Source organism: Pseudoalteromonas sp. SG41-5 (genome assembly GCF_014164495.1).
GTDB lineage: Bacteria > Pseudomonadota > Gammaproteobacteria > Enterobacterales > Alteromonadaceae > Pseudoalteromonas > Pseudoalteromonas rhizosphaerae.
The window spans coordinates 1-1,815 of sequence record NZ_JACJFH010000212.1; the positions used below are offsets into that span (position 1 = coordinate 1).

The 1,815-nt window shown below is 41.0% G+C and carries 2 protein-coding genes and 1 pseudogene; all 3 read left to right on the top strand.

Annotation, left to right across the window (positions count from 1 at the left end; genetic code table 11):
* Positions 1 to 399 (top strand): annotated as a pseudogene (locus H5232_RS24435) (hypothetical protein); the annotation flags it as partial.
* A gap of 191 nt (positions 400 to 590) precedes the next feature.
* Complete coding sequence (locus H5232_RS24440; protein WP_259400189.1) at positions 591 to 962, top strand: hypothetical protein; 372 nt, start codon at positions 591 to 593, stop codon at positions 960 to 962.
* Between the two features lie 10 nt (positions 963 to 972).
* Positions 973 to 1,725, top strand: a complete 753-nt coding sequence (locus H5232_RS23065; protein WP_182740940.1) for an Imm49 family immunity protein — start codon at positions 973 to 975, stop codon at positions 1,723 to 1,725.
* Positions 1,726 to 1,815 lie beyond the last annotated feature (90 nt).

The following is a 1,815-nucleotide window of genomic DNA, read 5'->3' on the forward strand; positions in this document are numbered from 1 at the left end:
GGAAGCCGCTATTGCAGTCTTCCGGCCCTTTACCCAACGAAAGTAGGCAAAGGTGACCCTGTTCAGTATTTACGTAAAATAAACTGGCAAGACTTAGGCAAACAAGCCGCCAGTGAAGTAAAAGCAATTATTAAAAGCTTTAGAGATACCTTGCAAGATATTTCAACCAGCTGGAAATACGACCTCCTACTGCCAGACTCAGCCATTGACGGCATGCAAGCCATGGTCAAACAGCTTGATGAAGTCACCCCAAAAATTGACCAAGGCGTTAAAACCGCCGCAAACGATATCGGCAATCGCGTAAATAAAGCCCTCGATGAGTTTGAGCCACCGGCAAGTACAGGTGTAGTGGGTAAACCGTTGCCAATGAGCTTAAGCCGCCGAAAGGGAATGATTTAAAAGGGGCTGCAGCGCTTAAGCGAGTCAGAAACCCAGCCCTTGATGCCCATTATAAAAACTTAGCTGCTTATGAAACGGCTTATAAGAACAAACTAGATGACGCTATTAAAAATGGTGACTCAAGCCATCGCATTGGTGCATTTAAAGCAAAACTTACCGAAGTTAAAGGTGAACGAGCAGCAAGTGCCTATATGGCAAAACACTTTTCTAAACCGCCTCCTCCTGCAAAAATGGAGCTTGGCTTTGGCCCGGGTCCTGGTGTCGACCAAATTTGGGCAAAGCGTGATAAAAATGGCAACGTGCTAGAATACTTTATCGTTGAAGCTAAGGGACCTGGTGCTAAGCTTGGCAAAACAAGTAAAGGGTTCACACAAATGGATGATGATTGGATTAAAATGAACCTCAAACGCATGAAAAACTCGAAAAAGTACCCTGAGCGTAATCAACTAGGGCAAAATTTACTTGAAGCAGATGATTTAGATATACCAGTAAACAAACTAGTGATAGAAGCTGTTGAAGAAAGTGGCAATGTAGTTGACGCAAAATTACAACCTTTACCTTAGAGAATTAAGAATGTTAAAGCTAAATAAACTTACCGCAGAAGATGTTGAATATGACATCACGCGTGCAAATACTCACTTGCCAGCGTGGTTAGAAAGGTTTAAAGACACCAGTAGGACGCTCGAACAGTACAAAAAAAGCGTTTTCAAAATTTCTGACTTTTATTTAATGTTAGCGTATGGTAATTACGCACTCGAAAACGTCTCAGAAGTGAAGCCCAATTTAAAAAAAGCCGCGCCCTATGCGTTTTTATGCGGCTTCGACCCTGAGTTACAGACCCGTAAAAGCGATTACTCCATTCAAAAAGAGTTAAACATCTGTTTGTTGTTTGGTGAGCCTGAATTGCTAGAACAAATAAAAGCGCTTGACTGGTCACTATCAGAAGATGATATTGTACATCCTGCTATTTACCAATATGATCACTTATTAATGCAAATAGCCACTGGCAGCCCTCTTACCCCGCAGGCCATTAACACCGCACAACAAGATGCTCAAAAAGCCAAAAATAAAGATGTATTGCAATTTTTCGCCCCTTTAATTGAAGCTATATCAGCATTAATTTCTGGTGACCAACCGCTCTGGCAAGCCAGTATTGATAAAGCAATCAAATGGCACTCTGATGAATGTAAATTTGGTGATTACAAAGATATGGAAGAAGGCTTTATCTGTTTAAATGCCCTTACTATGGCAAAGTTAGGCAAAGACATGCATGGTTGGCAATGCCACACCGACTCATTATATTTACCTTTATTTTTAATTGATTAGTTTCGATAATCACACAACACGAGCCTATTATCTATGAGCAGCTTAATTCACTTATCACTTATTGACGAAGATAGATACCCTACTTCGCTT